This window comes from Sphingopyxis sp. Geo48 (assembly GCF_949769155.1).
GTDB lineage: Bacteria > Pseudomonadota > Alphaproteobacteria > Sphingomonadales > Sphingomonadaceae > Sphingopyxis.
The window spans coordinates 68,669-87,540 of record NZ_CATKPA010000004.1 but is presented as its reverse complement, the minus strand read 5'-3'; the positions used below and the strand labels follow the sequence as shown (position 1 = coordinate 87,540).

18 protein-coding genes and 1 tRNA gene are annotated in these 18,872 nt (G+C 65.5%); 12 read left to right on the top strand and 7 right to left on the bottom strand.

Annotated elements, in window-relative coordinates:
• The first annotated feature begins 6 nt into the window (after positions 1-6).
• The gene (locus QOL79_RS14470; RefSeq protein ID WP_058457080.1) at positions 7-1,002 is read left to right on the top strand and encodes a zinc-dependent alcohol dehydrogenase family protein; all 996 of its coding nucleotides are present in this window, start codon (positions 7-9) and stop codon (positions 1,000-1,002) included.
• A gap of 195 nt (positions 1,003-1,197) precedes the next feature.
• Here QOL79_RS14470 and QOL79_RS14465 read toward each other — a convergent pair whose 3' ends face one another.
• Positions 1,198-1,497 (bottom strand): tautomerase family protein, encoded by a 300-nt coding sequence (locus QOL79_RS14465; RefSeq protein WP_058457079.1) that lies wholly within the window; start codon positions 1,495-1,497, stop codon positions 1,198-1,200.
• A gap of 678 nt (positions 1,498-2,175) precedes the next feature.
• On the opposite strand from QOL79_RS14465, the gene QOL79_RS14460 reads away from it, so the two are divergent.
• From QOL79_RS14460 to QOL79_RS14445, 4 genes are all read left to right on the top strand, one after another.
• On the top strand, positions 2,176-2,829 hold the full coding sequence (locus QOL79_RS14460) for a response regulator transcription factor (protein ID WP_058455130.1): 654 nt from the start codon (positions 2,176-2,178) through the stop codon (positions 2,827-2,829).
• A 158-nt stretch (positions 2,830-2,987) separates the two neighbouring features.
• On the top strand, positions 2,988-3,812 hold the full coding sequence (locus QOL79_RS14455; RefSeq protein ID WP_058455129.1) for an alpha/beta fold hydrolase: 825 nt from the start codon (positions 2,988-2,990) through the stop codon (positions 3,810-3,812).
• A gap of 58 nt (positions 3,813-3,870) precedes the next feature.
• Complete coding sequence (locus QOL79_RS14450) at positions 3,871-4,785, top strand: SDR family NAD(P)-dependent oxidoreductase (RefSeq protein WP_058455128.1); 915 nt, start codon at positions 3,871-3,873, stop codon at positions 4,783-4,785.
• Complete coding sequence (locus tag QOL79_RS14445; protein ID WP_082657651.1) at positions 4,742-5,227, top strand: DUF983 domain-containing protein; 486 nt, start codon at positions 4,742-4,744, stop codon at positions 5,225-5,227. Before QOL79_RS14450 ends, QOL79_RS14445 begins: the two co-directional genes overlap by 44 nt.
• On the opposite strand, the gene QOL79_RS14440 is transcribed toward QOL79_RS14445, so the two are convergent.
• On the bottom strand, positions 5,224-5,853 hold the full coding sequence (locus QOL79_RS14440) for a response regulator (protein WP_197410119.1): 630 nt from the start codon (positions 5,851-5,853) through the stop codon (positions 5,224-5,226). The two genes, QOL79_RS14445 and QOL79_RS14440, sit on opposite strands and share 4 nt — an antisense overlap.
• A complete protein-coding gene (locus QOL79_RS14435) occupies positions 5,850-8,873 on the bottom strand; it encodes a sensor histidine kinase (protein WP_167541768.1) in 3,024 nt (1,007 codons plus the stop codon). The genes QOL79_RS14440 and QOL79_RS14435 overlap by 4 nt, the downstream gene beginning before the upstream one ends.
• A gap of 259 nt (positions 8,874-9,132) precedes the next feature.
• On the opposite strand from QOL79_RS14435, the gene QOL79_RS14430 reads away from it, so the two are divergent.
• Entirely contained in the window at positions 9,133-9,426 is a 294-nt protein-coding gene (locus QOL79_RS14430; protein WP_156416514.1) for a hypothetical protein, read from the top strand.
• A 599-nt stretch (positions 9,427-10,025) separates the two neighbouring features.
• On the opposite strand, the gene QOL79_RS14425 is transcribed toward QOL79_RS14430, so the two are convergent.
• Positions 10,026-10,100: transfer RNA gene (locus tag QOL79_RS14425), tRNA-Gln, on the bottom strand.
• A gap of 56 nt (positions 10,101-10,156) precedes the next feature.
• The gene (locus QOL79_RS14420) at positions 10,157-11,242 is read right to left on the bottom strand and encodes a branched-chain amino acid aminotransferase (protein WP_058455105.1); all 1,086 of its coding nucleotides are present in this window, start codon (positions 11,240-11,242) and stop codon (positions 10,157-10,159) included.
• Between the two features lie 89 nt (positions 11,243-11,331).
• On the opposite strand from QOL79_RS14420, the gene QOL79_RS14415 reads away from it, so the two are divergent.
• Positions 11,332-11,841 carry a MarR family winged helix-turn-helix transcriptional regulator gene (locus QOL79_RS14415; protein ID WP_058455104.1) on the top strand — a complete coding sequence of 170 codons (510 nt, stop codon included), beginning with the start codon at positions 11,332-11,334 and terminating at the stop codon, positions 11,839-11,841.
• Here the strand turns inward: QOL79_RS14415 and proC are convergent.
• Both proC and QOL79_RS14405 read right to left on the bottom strand, forming a co-directional pair.
• Entirely contained in the window at positions 11,838-12,668 is an 831-nt protein-coding gene (gene proC, locus QOL79_RS14410; protein WP_058455103.1) for a pyrroline-5-carboxylate reductase, read from the bottom strand. The genes QOL79_RS14415 and proC overlap by 4 nt on opposite strands.
• A 21-nt stretch (positions 12,669-12,689) precedes the next feature.
• Positions 12,690-14,363, bottom strand: coding sequence for an alkaline phosphatase family protein (locus QOL79_RS14405; RefSeq protein WP_058455102.1), 1,674 nt, complete (start codon positions 14,361-14,363; stop codon positions 12,690-12,692).
• A gap of 181 nt (positions 14,364-14,544) precedes the next feature.
• Here QOL79_RS14405 and QOL79_RS14400 point away from each other — a divergent pair, with 181 nt between their 5' ends.
• From QOL79_RS14400 to QOL79_RS14380, 5 genes are all read left to right on the top strand, one after another.
• Positions 14,545-16,539 carry a protein-disulfide reductase DsbD family protein gene (locus tag QOL79_RS14400; RefSeq protein ID WP_058455148.1) on the top strand — a complete coding sequence of 665 codons (1,995 nt, stop codon included), beginning with the start codon at positions 14,545-14,547 and terminating at the stop codon, positions 16,537-16,539.
• Entirely contained in the window at positions 16,539-17,279 is a 741-nt protein-coding gene (locus tag QOL79_RS14395; protein ID WP_058455101.1) for a TlyA family RNA methyltransferase, read from the top strand. The genes QOL79_RS14400 and QOL79_RS14395 overlap by 1 nt, the downstream gene beginning before the upstream one ends.
• 76 nt (positions 17,280-17,355) lie before the next feature.
• Positions 17,356-17,913, top strand: coding sequence for a TspO/MBR family protein (locus QOL79_RS14390; protein WP_058455100.1), 558 nt, complete (start codon positions 17,356-17,358; stop codon positions 17,911-17,913).
• Between the two features lie 35 nt (positions 17,914-17,948).
• Positions 17,949-18,278, top strand: coding sequence for an accessory factor UbiK family protein (locus QOL79_RS14385; RefSeq protein WP_204991784.1), 330 nt, complete (start codon positions 17,949-17,951; stop codon positions 18,276-18,278).
• Positions 18,279-18,364: 86 nt separating this feature from the next.
• Entirely contained in the window at positions 18,365-18,871 is a 507-nt protein-coding gene (locus QOL79_RS14380) for a type III secretion system chaperone family protein (protein WP_058455098.1), read from the top strand.
• Position 18,872: the final 1 nt, after the last annotated feature.

Genomic DNA, 18,872 nt, shown 5'->3' with positions numbered 1-18,872 from the left:
ATCATCATGACCAAGAATTCGATGCGGGCTTTGATCCTCGATGAGGCCAATGCGCCCTTCCGGTCGGTGCTGACCGAGCGTCCCGAGCTCGGGAGCGGCCAGGTTCTGGTGCGCGCGCATGCGAGCGGCGTGAACCCGCTCGACACGAAAATCCGGGCCGGCCAGGCGGCGCATGCGCGGCACAGCTTCCCCGGCATCCTCGGCATGGATCTTGCCGGGGTGGTCGAGGAAGTCGGCACCGACGTCACGGGCTTCCAGCCCGGCGACGAGGTGTGGGGCATGACCGGCGGCGTCGGTAACGTCCAGGGCTCGCTCGCCGAATATGCGGCGGTCGACGCCGCGCTTCTTGCCCGCAAGCCCGCCAACATCTCGATGCGCGAGGCAGCCGCCCTGCCGCTCGTCACGATCACTGCCTGGGAAGGGCTGGTCGACCGCGCCGGGGTCCGCGCCGGCCAGACGGTCCTCGTACTCGGCGGCGCCGGCGGCGTCGGTCATGTCGCGGTCCAGATCGCCCTCGCACGCGGGGCAAAGGTCTTCGCAGTCGACCATTCAAACCGCGCCGACTACCTCACATCGCTCGGCGCGATCCCGATCGACCGCGAGGAAGCCGTCGCGGACTATGTCGAGCGGCTGACCGGCGGCACCGGCTTCGATCTCGTCTATGACACGGTCGGCGGGCCGGTTCTCGACACCGCTTTCGTCGCGGTCAAGCGCTTCGGGCATGTCGTGAGCTGCCTCGGCTGGGGCACGCACGCGCTCGCGCCGCTGTCGTTCCGGGCCGCAACCTACTCGGGCGTATTCACGCTCCTGCCGCTCCTCACAGGCGAAGGCCGCGCCCATCATGGCGAGATCATGGCCGAAGCGACGAAGCTCGTCGAAGCGGGCAAGCTGGTGCCGCGCCTCGACCCGCGTCGCTTCACGCTCGACGAGGCCGCCGATGCGCATGCCGCGATCGCCGATCGTTCGGCGCAGGGCAAGCTCGTGATCGACGTCGCGCTCTGATCCCGACGACTGCGCTGCAAGGCCGGGCGATCGACAGATCGTCCGGCCTTGTCATCTGGTGCGCGGAATATTGAATGCCGACGACCCGAACGTAACGCTCGTGGCTTCGCAGGGTAAAGGCGTCATGAGCATCCCCTCCAGGTGGAGGCGGCGGACCGCCTGGGCCCGCCGCCTTCTGGTAGCGCCGAACGCGCGTCAGCTGAGGGGGGGCAGCTGCGCGGCGAATTCGGCGCGGGTCTTGGGCTGACCGTCGATCATCTCGACGGTCGCCTTCGACTTCTCGAGCGACTGCATGAGCGACGCGGGGCCCGCGAACGGCCGCCCGCCGATGTGCCACCCATCGGTGTGAAGCTCTTCGATAAGAACCCAGACGACTTCGCGAAAGGCCTCGGACCCTTCGAACCGCACCATGACGTCGGTGAGTGCCTTGGCCATTTCGTGCTTCTGCTCGGGGGTAAAGACGCCGTCGACGAGCTTGACGTTCACAAAGGGCATGATCGATCCTTCCTGGTCTCGGCTACCAGCGGCAACCGTTCGTGCCGGGCAAGCTTCCCCCACATCACTCGCGATCGGTAGTCATGCCTTGGTATGAGTTATCGCTCCCCGGAAACTGCGCCGATGATGCCCGCCACAGCATCGTTGTGACCGCCTGCGTCCGATCTGAGACGTGGAGCTTTGAGAAGATGCTCCGCAGATGGGCGAGACCAAGAGTTCCATGCCTCTCCCGATCTGCCGTGGGACCATCATTGTACCAGAGCGCCGTAACAACGACTGAATGTGCCGCAAATATCCTCGCGGGCCCTATCGGTTTCGCAGCCAACTGGGGAGTAACCCGGAGCGGCGGCTGACTTTGGCGATACTCGATAGATTTGGGCATTTATCGCGGTTTAGCTCGCTCCGCGTCCGCTCTTCGCGAGACGGAATAAGGTATGCGTCACTCGAATTGGGATGCGCCCTCTAGCTTGGCTCGGGATGGATCAAGACGCGCGCGAGGGGGATGATGGCCTCAGAAAGACGTGTCGAAAAGGACCGATTTCAATGACCGCCTCGCTCTCCCCCGGCCCCCAGTCCAGGACGCCTCTCCCTCCCCCGCCCCGTAGCTATCCTGGACTGGGAGTTGCTCGCTCCGATGCGGCCAGCGTCATTGCCCCGAACGGTACGACCGCGACAGCCGTGGAAGCGCTCGCGAGCGAAGCGGAAACGCTCGTGGTAATCGTCGACGGCGAACCGACAACGCGCGATGCGCTCAAATGCCGCCTCACCGCTGCGGGTCATTCGGCCGTCGCCTTTTCGTCGCTGCCGAGGCTGCTTGAGGCCGTGCTTCCTGATTGCGCGACCTGTTATCTCATCGACGCATGGCTCCCGGGCGCACTGGAATTCCAGGCATATCTGCGCGAGCGCGGCCTCAGACGCTCGATCGTCTATGTCTCGCGCGGCGGAGATTTTGTGACGGGCATTCGCGCGATGAAGAATGGCGCCGTCGATTTTCTCCTGAAGCCCGTCGGCGAGAAGGCTCTGCGCGAGGCCGTCAACCTCGCACTCGACCGCGACCGCATGCGGCGTGACGTCGATCGCTCGGCGCGTCAGACGATGGAGCGGGTCGCCAAACTGACACCCCGCGAATGGCAGGTGATGGGCGCTGTCGCCTTCGGCAAGCTCAACAAGCAGATCGCCTATGACCTCGGGATCAGCGAGATCACCGTAAAAATCCACCGCGGCAATCTCAAGCGCAAGCTTCGCGCCCGTTCGGTCGGCGAACTCGTCCGGCTTTGGGAGATGCTGCCGCCGAATCTCAGGAAATTCAAAACCGAAGGAGGACAGACATGACGACCCAACAAGATTCTGCATTGCCCGCACTCTCCGGTTCCCGGCGCGACATATTGCTTGGCGCGGTCGGCGCGACCGTCGCCGCGACGCTTCCGATTGCTGCCGCCGCCGCGCCGGCGACATCATCCCACCCCTCAACCCGGAAAGGACGCAAACCCATGGGCACGATCACCACCAAGGACGGCACCGAAATCTTCTACAAGGATTGGGGCGAGGGTCAGCCGATCGTCTTCCATCACGGCTGGCCGCTGAGCTCGGACGACTGGGACAACCAGATGCTATACTTCCTTGCGAAAGGGTATCGCGTGATCGCGCATGACCGCCGCGGCCACGGCCGGTCGACGCAGACCGACCATGGCAATGATATGGACACCTACGCCGCCGACGTGGCGGAACTGGCCAACGCGCTCGATCTCAGAAATGCCATTCACATTGGGCATTCGACTGGCGGCGGCGAAGTGACGCGCTATGTGGCGCGCCATGGCAACGGCCGCGTCGCCAAGGCGGTGCTGATCAGCGCGATCCCGCCGCTGATGCTGAAAACTGCCGCCAATCCCGGGGGCACGCCGATCGAAGTCTTCGATGGCTACCGCAGCGCGCTCGCCGCGAACCGGGCGCAATTCTACCTCGATGTGGCGAGCGGGCCCTTCTATGGATTCAACCGGCCGGGCGCCAAGATATACGAAGGTCTGATCCGCAACTGGTGGCGCCAGGGTATGATGGGCGGAACCAAGGCGCATTACGACTGCATCAAGGTTTTTTCCGAAACCGATCTCACCGAGGATCTGAAGATGATCGATGTTCCGACGCTGGTGATGCACAGCGAAGACGATCAGGTCGTTCCCTTCGCGGATTCGGCGCCGCTCGCGGTCAAGCTGCTGAAGGCAGGGACGCTCAAGGTCTACAAGGACCTGCCGCATGGCATGTTCGCCAGCCACCCCGACATCATCAACCCGGACATCGCCGCGTTCCTCAAGAGCTGATGTCCATCATCCCGGGAGCGGCCGCCAATTCGTGCGCCGCTCCCGGCAAGGAGTAATCATGAGATTTTCGACGCCCTTCAATTCCCGTAGCACGGCCGACGAGGTCATTCGGGATGTCGACCTCCATGGGAAGCGGGCGATCGTCACTGGCGGGGCCGCCGGAATCGGCGTCGAGACGGCGCGCGCGCTGGCATCGGCAGGCGCGGCCGTCACCCTCGCCGTGCGCCGGCCCGAAGCAGCGCAGCCGGTTGCTGACGCTCTCCGCGCCTCGACGGGCAATGCTGCCATTGAAGTCCGGCGTCTTGATCTCGCCGACCTCAAATCGGTGAACAGTTTCACAGACGACTGGCAAGGGCCCCTCGACATTCTCGTCAACAATGCCGGCATCATGGCTACGCCCGAACTCGAGAAAACGCCTCAAGGACATGAACTCCAGTTCGGCACCAACTATCTTGGCCATTTCGCGCTGACCCAGTGGCTGCGACCGGCTCTCGCCGCCGCGCACGGCGCGCGCGTGGTATCGCTCAGCTCAAGCGGGCACTGGTTCAGCCCGGTCCTGTTCGACGATCTTGCATTCGACTTCGTCCCCTACACGCCGATCGGCGCTTATGGGCAATCCAAATCTGCCTGCGCTCTCCTCTCAGTCGCGCTGACACATCACTGGAAGGATGACGGCATCCTGTCGAACGCACTCAATCCGGGCGCGATCGCAACGGGTCTCCAACAGCATACGGGCGGTCTTCGGACGCCGGTAGAGCTCAGAAAGACGGTCGAGCAAGGCGCAGCGACCTCGGTCCTGCTAGCTGCCTCACCTCTGCTTGCGGGCGTCGGCGGCCTCTATTTCGAGGATTGCAACGAGGCACCGCGTATCACGGCGAGGCCGACGGACTTCAGTGGCGGCGTCGCCGGCTATGCGCTCGATCCCGGCAATGCCGACCGGCTATGGGAAACGTCGCTTGCCTTCCTCGGCTGACGACACCGGACGCGAGGAGCGTCACGACTGGCGCTGGATATATGGCATCGGGCTTCGCGGGCTTTGTCCACGCTGCGGCAAGGCCATCATGTTTCACGGCTGGCTCAAGATCGCGGACAAATGTCCGAGCTGCGGTCTCGACTACGACTTCGCGACCCCCGACGACGGTCCGGCCTTTTTCGCGCTCTGCTTCATCACCTTTCCGCTGCTGTTCCTCGTCGTCGGATTCGAAGTCATGCTGAGGCCACCGTGGTGGGTGCATCTGCTCGTCTCGCTTCCGCTGATAACCGTCCCCTGCGTTCTCGCCCTCCGGCCGATTAAGGGGTGGCTGGTGGCATCGCAATATGTGAACAGGGCGAGGAAGCAGGGACCGAGGCATCCTGGAGGGACCTCAACGCGCGCGTCAGGGACAGGCACGCCGGCGGCTGAAGCCGCAGATTAAAGCGTGATGATGCCCCGGCGGAGCGCGGTCGTGACCGCCTGGGTGCGATCGGTGACGCCGAGCTTGATGAAAATGGTGCGCAGATGCGCCTTCACTGTTTCTTCCGAAACCGACAGTTCCCAGGCCACGAGCTTGTTCGCCTTACCCGTTGCGACCTGCTCGAGAATGGCGATTTCTCGGGGGCTCAGAGGCTCCTCTGCGGCATGAATGGCGATCTCCTGCGCGACGTCGGCCGGAACGTAGCGGCGCCCCGCATGCACCGAACGAATGGCGGTCAGCAGCTCATCGATGAGCGAGCTTTTGAGCAGGTAGCCGCATGCACCTGCCTTGAGCGCCCGCACCGCCTGCACGTCGCCGGAGTAAGTCGTCAGCACGACAAGGCGGGCATTGGGGGATTCGGAGCGAATCGCGGTAATAGCCTCGAGACCCGACATCACCGGCATCTGGAGATCCATCAGCGTCAGATCCGGGCGGAGCTTGCGGTGGAGTTCGACAGCCTCGGCGCCATTCTCGGCTTCGCCAACGACATGCATGTCCGCCTCGGGCGCGACGATGGCGGCGATACCTTCGCGCAACATGACATGATCGTCGACGATGAGGAGGCGGGTCGGATGGTCTGGTTTCAAGGCATGCGCTTTCGCAAGGGAAACAGCGAGCGGAGCCGCTGCACGATACCGACGGGACGGCTACTATACGCCGCAGCGGCCGGAATCGACAGCGCGACCTCCGTCCCCCGGCCGGGTCGGCTGCTTATCGTCAGTTCGGCGCCAATGCGATCGGCCCGTTCGCGTATCCCGACAAGCCCGTAATGACCGGCGCGCGAGCCTTGCAAGGCGACATCCTCCGGAATTCCCCTGCCGTCGTCGCGAAGCGCCAGTTTGAGGTCGCGGGCGCCCCACAGCAGATCGATCCGGAGCGACCCAGCTCCCGAATGATGAACGACGTTCCGGATCGCTTCTTCGCAGATCCGTTCGATTTCCTCGAAGGCGATCGGGTGGAGGCCGTGCGGCGTTCCCTCGCTGGTCATCCGCACGTCGATCCCGGAGCCGGTCGTGATATCCCGGGCGAGGTCGAGAAGAACCGTCTCCAGACCCGTGTCGCTGCGCGGGGCCCTGAGGTCGCGCACGCGGTCGCGGCCCTCGACCAATATGCCCTGCGCCCGGGCCAGTGCCTCGTCGAGCGGTTTGCGTTCGCCTGCCGGCAGCCGATTAACACCTGCCTTGAACTGGAGCATGAGCGCCTGGAAGCCCTGCAGAAGCGTATCGTGCAGTTCGCGCGCTATGCGCTCGCGTTCTGCGATCCTGACGTCGAAACGGCCCTGCAGGCGCGCCTCGAGTTGTCGGACCCGAAACAGATAAGCGGCCGCGCCAAGCGCAAGCAGCAAAAGCCCGACAAGCATCTTGAACCAGATCGATTCCAAGAAAGTCGGAGGAATGGTGACTTCCAGGACCGCGCCTTTCCGGTTCCATACGCCGTCCTCGTTCGCGGCGATGACGCGAAAACGATAGGTGCCGGGCCCGAGGTTCGTGTAACTTGCCAGTCGGCGGCGCCCAGGGTCGACCCACTCCGCGTCCTGACCCTCCAGCCGATACCGGACCTGGACCCGTTCGGGTACGCCGAGGCTGAGCGCTGCGAAGCCGAAGGTCAGCGACGAACTGCCAGCCGGGAGCCGAATCTGCTTCGGATCGAAATATTTGATGCCGCCCGCGATCAGCGTTCCGATTGCGACGGGCGGCGGCAGCTTGTTCGACGTGATATGCGCGGGATCGATCCACACCGTCCCGGCGAGCGTCGCTCCCCAGATTCGCCCATCGCCACCCTGAACGAGCGATTGCATGCTTTGCCGGGCGTATCGGTCCGGAAGGCCGTCGACGAAGTCGAACAGGCGGTAAGGTGCCGTGAATTTTGGATCGCTCAAGGCGCGGTCAAGGTCGGCGGACCGCATGCGCACAAAGCCTTGGTAGCCGAGCGCCCATGTCTCCCCGTCCGCGGTCTGAACGATCCCGTTCACACCGCGCAACCCTGGCACGCGAGCGAAGCCGAAGGACGTGATCCTTCCATCCTTCAGACGGCCGAAGCGATCCGCTCCGGCGATCCATATGCCGGCGCGGGTCGGCGCCATCGTATAAATCGTGCCGAGCGACGGGCGATTGGCGGTCAAGAGAGTCTGGCCTTCGGCATCGAGGCGGGCAAAGCGGTCGGTACCCCAGATCATCCAGACATCCCCCTGCGCGGGATCGCGCACCATCTGGGTCGGATAAAATTCCTGCTTTTCGGCCTTGGCCGGGATGTTGAACCAGCCGTTCGCGGTCTGCCGGAAGAGGCCGCTTCCCGCCGCGGTCATCCACATCCGGCCCCAGCGATCAAGACCGCATCCGTAAATCCCCGTCTCGGTACCCAGCGGGCGGGCGAGCGAGCGCCGCGACGTGGGAGATATGACAAGGATTCGGTCGCCCAGCACGACCCAAATCGACCCTCCGGGTCCGTCGCAAATCGCCTCGGGCTCGCCAGTACCTCCCTCCACGAGCTCGGGCGCAGCGCGGGGCCGGGCGCGATAGATGCTGTCCGCCTGCGCAATGATGACGCTTCCATCGCGAGCGACATGCAGGATGTCGCCATAAGCGGCTGGCTTGGTCAGCGCTTTCTCGACAGCGACATTGGCGTTGCGAAACCGGTCGAGCCCGAGCGACGTCGCGACCCAGATATTTCCCTCGCGATCCTCGAAGACTGCGATCGTCGCATCCGACGTCAGGCCATCGGCTGCGAGAAATTCCGTCGACGGGGCTGGCGCATGGTCCGGGCCGAGCGCAGAAGGCATCCGAAGCCGCTCGATCCCGTCGCCGCGCCGCGCGACCCAGAGGTTTCCATCCCTGTCGAACTTGATGGTGAAGCCGCGCCGGACCTTGTTGGTCGGATAGTTGAATGCAGCCGGCTTGCCCGACCAGCGGCCGCCGGGTCCTGTCACCGGCCGGACGCCGAGCGTGTCGCGTGCCCAAAGCCGCCCTTCCGGGTCGACAGAGAGGTGAGACCGCATGCCGGGCTGCGAAATCATGAGCTCGAAGCGCTCGCTTCCATTTTGCTTGCGGAAGATCTTGTCGCGATATGCCGCCCAAAGCGCTCCGTCGCGCGTCACCGCAAGGCCGGTGTTGCTATCCCGCCCATGACCCGCTGTCGGCTGGACTTCGGTCCACGATCCTTTCCGATAACGCAGAAGGGGCCTGCCGACCTGTCCGATTGCCGCCCAGATATCGCCATCCGGCGTCTGGATCATATGTACGACTTCCCCGTCGAAGCGCGGGGTGGGGACGAAGGAGAGCTTGCCGCGACGGTAGACGGCGAAGCGTCCCGACGCGGAGTAGCTCGTCCAGAGGTCACCGTTTTTCGCAACCAGGAGCGTACGTGGCCCTCCGGTCTCGTCCTCGACGGCTGCATCCATTCGCTCGAAGGCGATCCCGTCGAACCGGAACAGGCCCTCGCCGCTCGCCAACCACAGATATCCGTCGGGTGTTTGCGCGATGGCGTGGATCGGGGCGGGCGCGCCATCGTCACGGGTCCAGCGCGTATGTCGATACTGGTCAATACCGCGATTAGGATCGAGAGCGAAGGCCGGTCGCTCCGCGAGCATAGTTCCTGCAATCAGCGACATCGCCAGAAGCAATAGAGGGGCTCGACGCCAATAGGTCTTCGGTGCAGATGTCTTCAAATGGCCCACCTGCATACCCCATAGCAGCGATCCAGCAATGCCGTTCTACGCTCATCGCGAACGCTCTTCATCCCCAAAAGGCTAAGTCTGCGATACCCAATATCGGGATGTATCTTGGCGACCGCCGCGCTCATATCGCTCAGCCATGCGATCATTCTTTCCCGAGTATCCTGCGGGGACCCTCGGCGCTGGCCTTTTGCTGATGCGCTTCTCCAACGCCGCTTCGCTGGCTCTGGACCCGCTGCCTGCGGCCGCTATCCACTCCTGGCTGACGGGACTGTTGGCCCTTGCCCTGCTTCTCGGCCTTCGGACCCGAGCGGCCGCCCTGACTGGCATATTCATGACGCTGTGGGAGCCTCCCGTCGGGGAAAGCACGGCGATGCTACTTTGCCATCTGTCGGCTCTCGCCGCGCTGATGCTCGGAGGGCCGGGCGCCTATTCGGCAGATGCTCGCTCGTTCGGGCGAAGAACCATTACGCTCCCGGGCAAGTCCTGAGCGGGTCGCGAAAACAGTTTAAAGTCATGCAACAGCAGGGACGCGACCAGCACCGCAAAACGCGCGATCCGGTGAACCACGCGGTCATGAGCAGATGCCCGGAACGTTGATTCAGTGAAGGCCGACGGCCTGATCGCATTGCGCGGAGGATTAGACCGCCCCATGTCGCGCGGCGCCGACGTTTATCACGGCGCCTCAGCCGGTTCGATGTCGACAGAACAAGCGAGGGACTTCTTCCGCCGGTCAGGCTGCTTCCGGCAGGCCCCGATGGCCTTTTCATTCTGGCCATAAATTTTTGACGAGCGTGCCAAAGCGTTCCGACGCTCTGGGTCTGCCGCCTGCATCAGCCGAACGCCCCGCCCCACAGATCGCGCGAGAAGAGGTCGGCCGCGCGTCGCTCACGCGAACAGGTTCGAATCCTGTGCGCGCGCGTTTTGTTGGTAAGAGCGGAATTGCTACCAACAATCTGACCAAAAACGGGTCGAGCTGCAAGGGGACGACCTGAGCGGAATCGCGATTCCGTCTCAAAATAACTCATTGTTTTTATTGAGTTAGTGGAGACGCTCTGATAGCTTGCGAGCGCTTCTGAAAACACCGGCTGGCTGGGGCGGCAGGATTCGAACCTGCGCATGGCGGTACCAAAAACCGCTGCCTTACCGCTTGGCTACGCCCCAACGCGCCGGTGCGACGCGCGCTCTAGAACGCGCGGTCGCCGATTGCAAGGCAGCCCTTAGAGCCGCGTGACCCAGCCATGCGGGTCGGGCGCGAGGCCGCGCTGGATGCCGACGAGCTTGTCCTTCAGCGTCGTCGTGACCTGCCCGGGACCGCCCGCGCCGATGGTGAAGCTCGTTTGCCCACGCGTCACCTTGCCGACCGGGGTCACCACCGCGGCGGTGCCGCAGGCGAAGCTTTCGGTCAGGCGACCGCTCTCGGCATCGGCCTGCCACTGGTCGATCGAATAAGGCTCCTCGCGCACCGTCAGGCCGGCGTCGCGCGCGAGCGTGATGATCGCATCGCGGGTGATGCCGGGCAGGATCGTGCCGGTCAGCGGCGGGGTGACGATGCTGCCGTCGTCGAACACGAAGAACATGTTCATGCCCCCCAGTTCCTCGATCCAGCGATGTTCGGCGGCGTCGAGGAAGACGACCTGGTCGTGCCCCTTGGCGATCGCTTCCTGCTGCGCGATCAGGCTGGCGGCGTAATTGCCGCCGCATTTGGCGGCGCCGGTGCCGCCCGGCGCGGCGCGCGTATAATGCTCCGACACCCACAGCGACACCGCGGGCGCGCCCGACTTGAAATAATTGCCGACGGGCGAGACGATGACGAGGAAATGATATTCCGACGCCGGCTTGACGCCCAGGAACACCTCGCTCGCATACATGAAGGGGCGGAGGTACAGCGCGCCGCCCGCGACCGGCGGGAACCAGTCGGCATCGGCCTCGACCGCCGCTTTCACCGCGCCGATGAACAGTTCCTCGGGGATTTCGGCCATCGCCATGCGCCGTGCGCTGGCGTTGAAGCGTGCGGCATTCGCCTCGACGCGGAACAGCGCCATCGAGCCGTCGTCGAGCCGGTACGCCTTCAGCCCTTCGAAGATTTCCTGCGCATAATGAAGCACCGCCGTCGCCGGATCGAGCAGCAGCGGCCCGCGCGGCATCACCTGCGCATCGTGCCAGCCCTTCGCGTCCGAATAGCGGATCGAGACCATATGGTCGGTGAAGACGCGCCCGAAAACCGGATCGGCAATCGCCGCCGCGCGTACCTCGTCCGCCGTCGGATTCGGGTGCGGCAGGCGGGCGAAAGCGGGAGCAAGCATGGCAAAACCTTGTGATCTGGGGCGTGACTCGGGACAAGAATATGCGCGCCTCTTGCCAAAGAGGCGCCGCGCGCGCAACGGTAGTCGCTATGCCGGATGAAAATTTTCTTTCACAAGTTCCCGCCGCCTCTGCCCTTTTCTTGCGCGAAGAGGAAGTGCGTCGCGGGATCGAATATCTGTTTTTAGGGCATGGCGCGCTGTGGCGCGCGACTGACGTGCGGCTGGCCGAAAACGGGCTGGGCCGCGCGCATTACCGCGCGCTCTACTTCATCGCGCGCGCGCCGGGGCTGACGATTTCCGACCTGCTCGCCCTGCTCGGGATCACCAAACAGTCGCTCGGCCGTGTCGTGAAGGAGCTTGAGGCGCGCGATTTCCTCGCGACGCGCCCCGGCAACCGCGACCGCCGGCAAAAGGAGCTACGCCTGACCGCCGCCGGGCGCGCGGTCGAGGCGGCGATCTTTCAGCCGCTGCGCGACGCGATGAGCCGCGCCTATACCCACGCGGGGCAGCAGGCGGTGACCGGCTTCTGGCACGTCAACGAGGCGCTGATGACGCCGCGCGACCGCGCGCGCGCCGCGAAGCTGGGGACCGAAAACTAGGCGTCGCCGCGCGCGATGTCGGCGAGTTCGCGGCCACGGTCGCGCGCCGCGCGCAGCACATTGGTGAGCAGCGCGGCGATCTGGCCGTCGCTGTCGAGCACGTCGAGCCCCGCCTGCGTCGTCCCGCCCTTGCTCGCCACCTGCGCGATCAGCGTGCCCGGCTTCTCGCCGCTTTCGGCGAGCAGCGCGGTGGCGCCGCCGAAGGTCGCTGTCGCCAGCTTGAGCGCGTCGTCCGGCGACAGGCCGAGACGTTCGCCCGCCGCCGCATAGGATTCGATCAGCCGGAACACGAAGGCCGGACCGCTGCCGGTGAAGGCGGTGACGAGATCCATCGTCATATCGTCGCCGAGCGCGACAATGGTCCCCAGCGGCGCCAGCAACGCATCGACCGCCGCCGCATCGGCGTCGCCGAGGCTGGCCACCGCCGACACACCCGCACCGATCCGCGCCGCGAGGTTCGGCAGGATGCGCACCTGCGCCCTTGCATCGGGAAAGCGCTGCGCGAGGTCGGCGAGCGAGACGCCCGCGAGGATCGAGAGGAGATGGACGTCGTCGGTGACGATGGAGGCGAGGTCGGCGGCGACCTCGCCGAGCTGCTGCGGCTTCATGCCGAGCATGATCCAGTTGGCCGCGCCGCCGGCCGCCTTCCATTCGGCAAGCGAGACAAAGTGGGCGATATGCTCGCGCGGCTGCGCGAACGGATCGACGATCGCGACCGCGGACGGATCGAGCCCCGCCTGCAGCCAGCGATCGAGCATCGCGCCCGCCATGTTTCCGCAGCCGACCAGCAGCATCCGGCCGGTGAAATTCGCCAAACTCTTCGTCATCTTGTCCTGTTTCTTCTTTGCTTAGCGGCAGCTGCTCTCGGGTCCCGAGAGGAGGTCGAGGCAGCGCCCGTCGATCTTGCCCGCGTCGAGCGGCACGCCGATCACCGACGCGAGCGTCGGCAGGATGTCCACCGTCATCACGGCGTTCGGTTGCTCGAATCCGGTAAGCCCCTTGCGCCAGAAGAGGATCGGCACACGGCGATCATAATCCCACACCGATCCGTGCGTCGCGACATAGCCCATGCCCGATTCGGGGATCGGGGTGACGCGCGGCTTCAGCACAACAAGGAAATCGCCCGAGCGCTGCACATTGTACGAGGCGCGCAGCTTGTCCATCAGGCTCCACACGTCGGGCGACCGCTTCGAGATCGGATATTTGGCCAGTTCCTCGCCGGTCACGACCGCCTCGACCTGCGGATGCGCGCGATAACGGGCGAGCAGTTCGGTCATCGCCGCCTTGCGCTGCGACGGGGTCAGCGCCTTCGACAGATACATGTCGCCGAACGGGCCGTCGCTGTAGAGCAGGGGCTGCGGCAGGCCGAGCTTTTCGGCGACCGCCTTGCCCATCGCGTCGGGATCGAGCGCCTTGTCGACGCGCTCGGCGGCCGGCCAGGCATTCTGGCGGTTGCGTTCGGGCAGGTCGTGGCCGCCATGATCGGCGGTCAAGGCGACGACATAGTCGATCCCCGTCGCGTCGAGCCGGGCGAAGAAGTCGCCGAGCTCGCGATCGAGCGCGAGCATCTGCATGCACATCTCGCTGCCTTCGGTCCCGGTGCTGTGGCCGACATAGTCGGTCGCCGACAGGCCGAGGATGAGGAGGTCGGTCGTATCGCCCTCGCCCAGCCCCCGCGCCTGACGGAGCGCCGCGCCCGCCGCGAGCACCGCGCCATCGGCCTCGGGCGACGCCATGAAGCGTCGGAAGTCGCCGCCGTCGCGTTGGAAGCGGCCGGTTCCGACACTGCCGCCCTTGTCGAGCGGAATCGCGATGTCATGCGACGCGCAGTCCGCCGGCAGCGTCGCCGCCGGGCGCGGCTGCGCGATCGCGGCGGCGATCGCGGTGCCCGCCTGCTGCGCGGTCGGCGACAACGTCGTACCCCGGTAGCCGGTCAGCCCGGTCGGGACGAGCCACATCAGCTCGTCGGCCTTGTGCCCCCCCATCATGATTGCCGCGCGGTCCTTGCCCGCGACCGATACGACCTGCGCCTTCGGGTTCGCCGCCTTCATCAGGTCGCCGAGCGTCGGCACCAGCAGATGGTTCACCGACGGGGCATATTTTCCGCTGCCGGAGGTCGTGCCGGCGACGGTCTCGTCCTCGGCGCAATAGACCCGCTTGTCGTCGCGCGAGACCGACAGGTCGAAATAATTGTTGGCGATGATGCCCGTGTGCGCCGGGTGGTTGCCGGTCAGGATCGTCGAATGGCCGGGGCAGGTTTCGGTCGCGGCGTGCGACTGATAGCCCGCCGGGAAGACGACGCCCGAAGCGAGGCGCGCGAGCCCGCCGGTGAAGTGGCTGCGATATTCGGCGAACAGGTCGGCCGAGAACTGGTCGACCGCGATCACGACGACAAGTTTGGGCGCGGGGGTTGATGCCGTAACCTTCGCCGGGGGCGCACCCGAACTCTGTGCAAGCACCGCGCCCGTCGCGGTGATCGAAAGCAGGGCGGCCAGCGTGATTTTTGCGGCGGTGGCGAGCATTTTCGTCTTCACGGGCAGCTTCTCCGATTGGGGGGTCGTCAGCGCGGGCTGTCCTCTCGACGAAAGCCGCCTATATGGCAAGCCCGGAACGAAGGACGGCGACAGGCGGAGTGTGGAATTGCGGAAAGACGTTTTTGTGACAGGCCTGGGACGCGCGCTGCTGGCCCTGCTCGCGCTCGCGATGCTGTCGCTCGCACCCGCGCGCGCCGAACCGCCGCACATCACGGCAAAGCTCGTCGCCGAATCGCCCGCCCCGACCCCCGGCGGAAGCACGTCGCTCGCGCTGACGATGACGCCCGAGAAGGGCTGGCACGGCTATTGGACCAACGGCGGCGACGCGGGTTTCGGCCTGTCGGTCGAATGGAACGCGCCCGAAGGGGTCACCGTCAGCCCGTTTCGCTATCCGGTTCCCGAACCGCTGATCCTCTTCGGCATGATGAACCATGTCTATGAGCATCCCTATGCGCTGCTCGCCGATGTAAAGGTCGACAAGAGCGTCGCGCCGGGAACCGACCTGACGCTGACCGGCATCGCCAACTGGCTCGCCTGCACCGACAAGGTGTGCGTGCCCGAAAAGGCGGTGATCTCGGTCGCGCTGAAGGCGGGCGACGGCCAGATCGCGCCCGCGACGCGCACGCAATTCGACCCGTGGCGCGCCAGACTGCCGCAACCGCTCGACCGGGCGGGAAAATGGGAGCGCAAGGGCGACCGCGTGCGCTTCGCCATCCCGCTGCCGGTTGGCACCACGCTCGACGCGCCGCACCTGTTTCTCGAAACGCAGAATATCGTCGACTACCCGGCAGCGCAGGGCTTCAGCCGCAACGGCGACTGGATCATCGTCGAGACGGCGGCGAAGGGCGACGCGGCCGGGCGCGCCGAAGGCCTGCTCAAGCTCGGCGACGGCCGCGGGCTCACCGTGCATTTCGAGCCCGGCGCTGTTCCCGCAAAAGGCGAAACGATCGCGGTCGCGCCCCGCGCGGTCGACATGAACCTGTTCTGGACCGCACTCGGCGGCGCGATCCTCGGCGGACTGATCCTGAACCTGATGCCGTGCGTCTTTCCGATCCTCAGCCTCAAGGCTTTGAGCCTCGCCCGGTCGGGCGGTGACGCGCGCGCGGCGAAGGTCGAGGCGCTGGCTTATACCGGCGGCGCCGTGCTGACCGCGCTGCTGCTCGGCGGCGCGCTGCTTGCGCTTCGCGCTGCGGGCGAAGAGGTCGGCTGGGCCTTCCAGCTCCAGCATCCGGTCAGCGTGCTCGCGCTGCTGATCCTCGCGATCGCAATCACCATGAACCTCCTCGGCAGTTATGAGCTCCCTTCGTTCGGCGGCGGCCAGGCGCTCACCGAAAAGAGCGGCGCCGCGGGCGGCTTCTGGACCGGCGCGCTCGCCGCCTTCGCCGCGACGCCGTGCAGTGGACCGCTGCTCGGCGCGGCGCTCGGCGCGACCTTGGTGCTGCCTGCCTGGGCGGCGCTGCCGATCTTCGGCGGGCTCGGGCTCGGGCTTGCCCTGCCCTTCCTTGCCATCGGCTTCGTGCCCGCGCTCCGCAAGCGGCTGCCCAAACCCGGACCGTGGATGGCAAAGTTCCGCAAATGGATGGCGCTGCCGATGGGGCTGACCGCGCTCGCGCTCGGCTGGCTGCTGTGGCGCCAGGTCGGCGACGGTAACCTGATCGTCTGGCCGCTCGTCGCCGTCGCGATGACGGTCGTGCTGCTCGCCCACTACGGCTCGATCCAGCGCGGCGACCGGCGCGCGTGGCTGCTCTATACGGCGGGGCTGCTGTTCGTCGTGAGCCTGGCGGGAACGGTGAGTGATGTGGCGCAGGCCGAGCGGCAGGCCGACGGCGCAGGATCGACCTTCTCGCCCGCCGCGCTTGCCGAGGCGCGCAAGTCAGGCAAGCCGGTGTTCATCTATTTCACCGCCGACTGGTGCCTGTCGTGCAAGGCGAACGAGGCAGGCGCGATCAACCGCGAGGCGGTGCAGGCGGCGTTCGAGGCAAAGGGAGTCGTGACGCTCGTCGGCGACTGGACGAACGGCGACCCCGTCATCACGCGCACCTTGGCCGACCATGGCCGCAACAGCGTGCCGCTCTATCTCTGGTATGCACCGGGAGCGAGCGAGCCCGAAATCCTGCCGCAGATTCTGACCCCCGGTCTGCTCATCGACAAGGCCGGCGGCTGATGGCGAAACAGCGCGCCGACCAGCTGCTCGTCGACCGCGGCCTTGCCGAGAGCCGGACGCGGGCGCAGGCGCTGATCCTCGCCGGGCTCGCCTTCGTCGGCGACCGCAAGATCGACAAGGCGGGTCAGCAGATCGCCGAGGAAGCAGAGGTCAGCGTCAAGGGCCGCGACCATCCGTGGGTGTCGCGTGGCGGCATCAAGCTCGATCATGCGCTGACCCATCTCGGCTGGGACGTGACGGACGCGGTCGCGATCGACGTCGGATCGTCGACCGGCGGCTTCACCGACGTGCTGCTGAGCCGCGGCGCGGCGCGGGTTTATGCGGTGGACTCTGGCACCAACCAGCTTGCGTGGAAATTGCGGCAGGACGAGCGTGTGATCGTCCACGAACAGACGAGCGCGCGCATCCTGACTGCCGACCATATTCCCGAGCCCGTCGATCTGATCGTCTGCGATGCCAGCTTCATCGCGCTGTCGAAGGTGCTGCCGGTGCCCATGAGCTTCGCGAAAGACGGCGCACGCCTAGTCGCGCTTATCAAACCGCAGTTCGAGGCGGCGCGGCACGAGGTCGGCAAGAAGGGCGTCGTGCGCGACGCCGCGGTGCACGAACGCGTCTGCGGCGAAGTCCGCGGCTGGCTGACCGGCGAAGGCTGGGATGTGCTCGATCTGGTCGAAAGCCCGATCACCGGTCCCGAAGGCAATGTCGAATTCCTGATTGCTGCGACCAAGCGAGCCGCTTGACGGCGCAAATTCCAGCCGCGACACCTGTCATCCGCAGAATCGCCGATATGTTCAAAGATTCAGGGACCAGATCCGCATGACCGAGATTGCTACGCCCGGCCAGTTACGCATGTCCTATTGGCGCTGGGCGATGGTCACCGTGCCGTCGATCGTGCTGGTCGGCAGCCTGATGGGACTGTTGTCAAACAGCGGCTACAACAATCGCTGGTTCGCCGCGCTCGATCTGCCGAGCATCGTTCCCCCGGGATGGGTGTTCGGCGTCGCATGGACGATCCTCTATATTTGCATGGGTCTGGCGCTCGCGATGGTGCTCCATGCGCGCGGTGCGAAGGGGCGCGGTTTTGCACTGCTGCTCTTCTTCGTCCAGCTGATCGCCAATTTCGCCTGGTCGCCGCTGTTCTTCGGCGCGCATCAGGTGACGAGCGCGCTCTATCTGATCATCTTCATCCTGATGGTGACGGTCGCGACCTTTTTTGCCTTCCTGCCGATCCGCAAGGCGGCGGCATGGCTGCTCGTGCCCTATATCGCGTGGCTCTGTTTCGCGAGCGTGCTGAATTTCCAGATCGATCAAGCCAATCCCAATGCTGAAAACGAAGGGGTTGTGATCCCCGCCGCGACTACCCAGATAGGATGAAGGGCAAGGGGTTCTCCCCCCTGGAAGGAAGTGAAATGCAAAGCGAAAACCGGATTTTCGACGATCTGGCCAAGATGATCAACGGCATCGCCGGAACCGTCGCGGGCGCCGGCCGCGAGGCCGAAGCCGCAATGCGCGAGCGCGCGAAGGAATTCGTCGGCCGCATGGACTTCGTCAGCCGCGAGGAATTCGAGGCGGTGAAGGAAATGGCCGCCAAGGCGCGCGCCGAAGCCGAAGCACTGAAGGCGCGGCTCGACAAGCTGGAAGGCGCGTCGAAGCCCGCTGCGGCGCCGAAAGCTGCTGCCGCGCCAAAGCCGGCTGCAAAGCCCGCCGCCAAATCGGCTCCGCGCAAACCCAAGGCCTGACGCCAGCCCATTTATGCACAGGACAGTCCCCGAAGGTGGCGGGACGCGGACTCGCGTCTTCGCCGCTTTCGGTCTAAGGCCCGCGCATGACCGACGATATCTACGACGACGATGACGGCCAGGAAGCGGCGCCGATCGACATGATCGCCTCCTATTTCGCCGCGCACGACTGGCCGCACGAGATGGTCGGCGAGGACGAGATCGTCGCGACCGCGCAGGGCAGCTGGACGACCTATGAACTGCGCGCGGTGTGGCGCGCCGAGGATGGCGTGATCCAGCTGCTCGCCTTCCCCGACATCCGTGTCGTCGAAGACAAGCGCACGGTCGCGCACGAGGCGCTGGCGCTGATCAACGAACAGCTGTGGCTCGGTCATTTCGAGCTCTGGTCGAACAGCGGCACGATCCTGTTCCGCCACGGCATGCTGCTCGGCAACGACGCGCAGCTGCCACTCGACCTTGCCGAAACGCTGATCGAAAGTGCGATCGACGAGTGCGAGCGCTTCTACCCCGTGTTCCAGTTCGTGCTGTGGGGCGGCAAGACCCCCGCGGAGGCGCTCGCCGCGTCGCTGATCGAGACGCGCGGCGAGGCGTAAC

Coding starts and splice junctions, on each gene's coding strand:
- QOL79_RS14435 (WP_167541768.1), bottom strand. CDS start 8,873: ATGTCGCTGATTGCAGGAACTATGCTCGCGGAGCGACCGGCCTTCGCT.
- QOL79_RS14400 (WP_058455148.1), top strand. CDS start 14,545: ATGCTGTCGCTCGCACCCGCGCGCGCCGAACCGCCGCACATCACGGCA.
- proC (WP_058455103.1), bottom strand. CDS start 12,668: ATGACGAAGAGTTTGGCGAATTTCACCGGCCGGATGCTGCTGGTCGGC.
- QOL79_RS14415 (WP_058455104.1), top strand. CDS start 11,332: ATGCCGGATGAAAATTTTCTTTCACAAGTTCCCGCCGCCTCTGCCCTT.
- QOL79_RS14390 (WP_058455100.1), top strand. CDS start 17,356: ATGACCGAGATTGCTACGCCCGGCCAGTTACGCATGTCCTATTGGCGC.
- QOL79_RS14395 (WP_058455101.1), top strand. CDS start 16,539: ATGGCGAAACAGCGCGCCGACCAGCTGCTCGTCGACCGCGGCCTTGCC.
- QOL79_RS14470 (WP_058457080.1), top strand. CDS start 7: ATGACCAAGAATTCGATGCGGGCTTTGATCCTCGATGAGGCCAATGCG.
- QOL79_RS14445 (WP_082657651.1), top strand. CDS start 4,742: ATGCCGACCGGCTATGGGAAACGTCGCTTGCCTTCCTCGGCTGACGAC.
- QOL79_RS14430 (WP_156416514.1), top strand. CDS start 9,133: ATGCGCTTCTCCAACGCCGCTTCGCTGGCTCTGGACCCGCTGCCTGCG.
- QOL79_RS14455 (WP_058455129.1), top strand. CDS start 2,988: ATGGGCACGATCACCACCAAGGACGGCACCGAAATCTTCTACAAGGAT.
- QOL79_RS14380 (WP_058455098.1), top strand. CDS start 18,365: ATGACCGACGATATCTACGACGACGATGACGGCCAGGAAGCGGCGCCG.
- QOL79_RS14465 (WP_058457079.1), bottom strand. CDS start 1,497: ATGCCCTTTGTGAACGTCAAGCTCGTCGACGGCGTCTTTACCCCCGAG.
- QOL79_RS14385 (WP_204991784.1), top strand. CDS start 17,949: ATGCAAAGCGAAAACCGGATTTTCGACGATCTGGCCAAGATGATCAAC.
- QOL79_RS14450 (WP_058455128.1), top strand. CDS start 3,871: ATGAGATTTTCGACGCCCTTCAATTCCCGTAGCACGGCCGACGAGGTC.
- QOL79_RS14420 (WP_058455105.1), bottom strand. CDS start 11,242: ATGCTTGCTCCCGCTTTCGCCCGCCTGCCGCACCCGAATCCGACGGCG.
- QOL79_RS14405 (WP_058455102.1), bottom strand. CDS start 14,363: ATGCTCGCCACCGCCGCAAAAATCACGCTGGCCGCCCTGCTTTCGATC.